This is a genomic window from Kitasatospora sp. NPDC059722 (assembly GCF_042733235.1).
GTDB lineage: Bacteria > Actinomycetota > Actinomycetes > Streptomycetales > Streptomycetaceae > Kitasatospora.
The window spans coordinates 61,719-65,562 of sequence record NZ_JBHWGD010000028.1 but is presented as its reverse complement, the minus strand read 5'-3'; the positions used below and the strand labels follow the sequence as shown (position 1 = coordinate 65,562).

Below are 3,844 nucleotides of genomic sequence, written 5' to 3'. Positions count from 1 at the left end.
CCACACAGATTTTCTTTTGTTCTGGGGGTTGTGGTTTTTTTTACACACCCCGGGGGGGGGGGGCCTCGGCCCGGGCCCCCCCCCCTGTTCGGGGGGGGGGGGGCCCTTCGGCTGGCGGAGGCTGAGGGATTTGAACCCTCGATCAGGAATAACCCCGAAACCGCATTAGCAGTGCGGCGCCATAGACCGGACTAGGCGAAGCCTCCTCCACAAGGACCGCACCCGCTTGGCGGACGCGCTCCGTGTGCCTGTGATGATGCCACACCCGTGGGGCTCGGCACCAACCACCGCCAACGTTACTAGCCGGGTCGTCCCCACCGCAAAGAAGAATGAGATACTGCCGACTCCGGAGGAGCTGCCCCAAGCCGAGGAGACCTGTCGACGTGAGCAGCAGGCCGATCCGAGGCGCTGCTCGCCTCGCCGCCATACTCGACGCCCTGCCCGACGCGTTGTTGCTGGTGAACAGCAACGGCACCGTCGTGGATGCCAACGCCGCGGCCGTCCAGCTGCTCCAGGCCCCGGGCACCTCGCTCGTCGGCATGGGCGTGCTGGGCCTGCTGCCCGAGTTCGATCCCAGCCGGATCCCCGGCTCGATGCGCCCGGCCCCGCGCGAGGCCGACACCCTCGACCGCCCGGTCCGGATGACCGCCCACCGCACCGACGGCACCACCCTCCCCGTCGAGGTCTCCGGCAACGACTTCGCCGACGACGGCGCCGGCGAGGGCCGCGGCTACGCGCTCTCCCCGCTCGTCCCGTACGACCCCTACCGTGACGGCTCCCGCTCGCCGTCCGCGAGCGACCTGCTCCTGCTGCTGGTCCGGGACCTCTCCAGCCGGCTCGGCGTCGAGGCGGAGCTGCGCCGCCAGCACAAGCAGACCGAGATGATCCTGCGGGCCGCGGCCGAGGGCGTGCTCGGCGTCGACCTCGAAGGGCGCTGCGTGCTGGTCAACCCGGCCGCCGCGCACATCCTGGAGTACCGCGCGAGCGAGCTCGGCGGGCGCGAGCTGCACCCGCTGATCCAGCACTCCCGGGCCGACGGCAGTCCGCTGGCGCTGGAGGAGTCCGCGCTGATGGACACCCTGACCTCCGGGCGCAAGCACCGGGTGCGCGGCACCGTGCTGTGGCGCAAGGACGGCCGCCCCGTCACCGTCGACCTCACCACCGCCCCCGTACGCGACGGCGACCAGCTGGTCGGCGCGGTGATGACCTTCACCGACCGCAGCCGCGAACTCGCCCTGGTCGCCCGCAACGAGCACCTCACCGCCGTCCTGGAGAGCGAGCTCGGCGGCGCGCTGACCGCGCTCAACCAGCGCCTGGACGCGCTCGCCGCCGACCCCGCCGGGCAGTTGTGGCCGGAGGCCAACTGGACGCTGCGCCGCCTCGCCGACGAGTGCCGCCGCTTCGGCCGGCTGATCGACGGCGTGCTCGCGCACCAGCGCTCCGAGGCCGGCGAGGCCGCCCAGCCCGACGGCAAGGACGCGAAGGACGGCAAGGGCGAGGGCAAGGGCGCCGAGCGGCGGGTGCCGGTCGCGCTGGACAAGATCGTCCGGCGGGCCGTCGAGGACGCCGGCGAGCTGGTCGGCGCGGGCCGGGTGCGCTTCTCGGTGCACGCCGCCGGCGTCGAGGTGATCGCCGACGAGCGGCGCCTCGCGCAGGCCGTCGCCCACCTGGTCGCCGACGTCAGCGGCGTCGGGCTCTCGCTGGACGCCCCGACCACCCCCTCCCCCGGCCTGGCCGCCCCCGGCGGCCCGGCGGCCCCCCCGTCCGCCGGCGAGCCGCCGCTGGTCGTCCTCGCGGCGGCCCAGCGCGGCGACGTCGCCCGGGTCGAGATCCGCGGCCCCGGACGCGGCGGCAGCCCCGTCCACCTGCCGATAGCCCGGGCGGTGGTCGAGCGCCACGGTGGCGTGCTCCAGCCGCACGAGCTGCCCGGCAAGGCCGGCACCACGTACGTCGTCGAGCTGCCGCTGGACCCGGTCGCCGCGAAGGCCGCCGCCGAACGCGCCGCCGCCGAGGGCCGCTCCGACCGGCCCAAGGAGGGCGACAGCGCCGTCCTGCCCGACCTGCCGGGCATCCCCCAGCTGCCCGCGGCCCGCCGCTCCGAGGACGACCGGCCCGCCGAGCGCCCCGCGGACGCCGAGGCGGACCGCGCGCCCGCCGAGGAACCCGCCCCCGAGCGGCGCGGACGCCGCGGCCGGCCCGCCACCGAGACCCCGCCGCCCGCCGCCCCCCAGCCCGTGGACGGCCAGGCCATGGACGGCCAGGCCCCCGCCGACCAGTGGCCGAACGCCCCGGCGCGGATCGAGCGGGCCGTGCCCGAGCAGTGGAACGGCACCGGCAACGACGCCGCCTACGGCCGCCGGACCCCGCCGGAGCCGGACGGCGCGCAGCCCGACCCGTGGGGCAAGGACGACGGCCGGTCCGGCCCGGCCTACGCCGTCCCGGTCGAGGGCGAGCACCGGCCGGAGCGCCCCGCCGCGCGCGGCCCGCTCGCGCTCGGCCCCGGCACCGGCGACGCGCCGGCCACCGGGACCCCGGCCGAGGGCACCCCGACCGACGGGACCAAGCCCCGCCGCCGCCGTGCCCGGGAGGCCGCCGAGGACTCCTCCGGCGGTCTCGCCCTGCCCGGCCTGCCCGAGAGCCCCGTCTACCCCGGCCTGGAGCACGCCCTCCCGGCCGGTCCTGCGCCCGCCCTGCCCGAGCCGGCCGCCGCGCCGACCGGCCGCCGCCGGCGCCTGGCCGTGCCGCCCGGCCCCGCGCCGGAGACGCCCGCCGCGCCTTCGCCCTCCACCGCGCTGGAGCCCGCCCGCCCGGCCCTGCCGGCCGCGGAGAGCCCTGCGGACTCCGCCCCGAGACCGGTCGGCACCGGCCTCGGCGAGCTCGCCCCGCCGCGCCCGCTCGGCCCCCCGCCGGTACCGGCCGTCCCGGCCGAGGCCCGCACCGCCCCGCGCGCCGCGATCGCCGAACTGCCCGCGGGCGGCAGCGTGAACCTGGACAAGCCCGCCGGCGAGGAGCAGGGCACGCGCCGGCTGCTGGTGTGGCCCGAGCCCGACCCGGCCACCAGGCAGGCCCTCCAGGAGCGCGGCTACCGCCCGGTGATCGTCCGCTCCCGCGAGGAGGTCGACGCCCAGGTCGCCGGCTTCCCCGCCGCGCTCTTCGTCGACCCGCTGACCGGCCCGATCACCCGCACCGCCCTGCAGTCGCTGCGCACCGCGGCGCTCAACAGCCGGGTGCCGGTGCTCGTCACCGCCGGCCTCGGCCAGGCCACCCGGGACGCCGCGTACGGCGCCGACCCGGCCGTGCTGCTGCGCGCCCTCGCGCCGCGCGACGGCGAGCACCACGCCCCGCGCGTCCTGCTGGTCGAGAGCGACCCGGACATCGCCTCGGCGATGATCAACAGCCTGGAGCGGCGCGGCATGCACGTCGAGCACGCGACGGACGAGAACGACGCCGTCTCCCGGGCCAGCAGCGTGCAGCCCAACCTGGTGGTGATGGACCTGCTCCAGATCCGCCGCCGCCGGGTCGGCCTGCTGGACTGGCTGCGCGCCAACGACCGGCTGCACCGGACCCCGCTGGTGGTCTACACCTCGGTCGACCTCGACCCGCGCGAGCTGCCCCGGCTGCGCACCGGCGAGACGGTGCTGTTCCTCGCCGAGCGCTCGACCAGCGCGGACGTCCAGTCCCGGATCGTCGACCTGCTCGGGCGGATCGGCGCGATGGGCGAGGCGGGCGTCGCCGCCGCGGGCTGAGCACGACGGAGGGGGGGGGGCGCCCCCCCCCCCGGGACCCGGGGCCCCGGGCAGGAGCACGGGCCAGACGAAGCGGCAGCGGGGGAAGCGCGGAAAGC

The 3,844-nt window shown here is 77.4% G+C and carries 1 protein-coding gene and 1 tRNA gene; one reads left to right on the top strand and one right to left on the bottom strand.

What is annotated here, in order from left to right:
- Positions 1-112 precede the first annotated feature (112 nt).
- A tRNA-Ser gene (locus ACFV4F_RS19675) sits at positions 113-206 on the bottom strand.
- Between the two features lie 177 nt (positions 207-383).
- Between ACFV4F_RS19675 and ACFV4F_RS19670 the strand changes: the two genes are divergently transcribed.
- Positions 384-3,746, top strand: a complete 3,363-nt coding sequence (locus tag ACFV4F_RS19670; RefSeq protein WP_380504009.1) for a PAS domain-containing protein — start codon at positions 384-386, stop codon at positions 3,744-3,746.
- Positions 3,747-3,844: the final 98 nt, after the last annotated feature.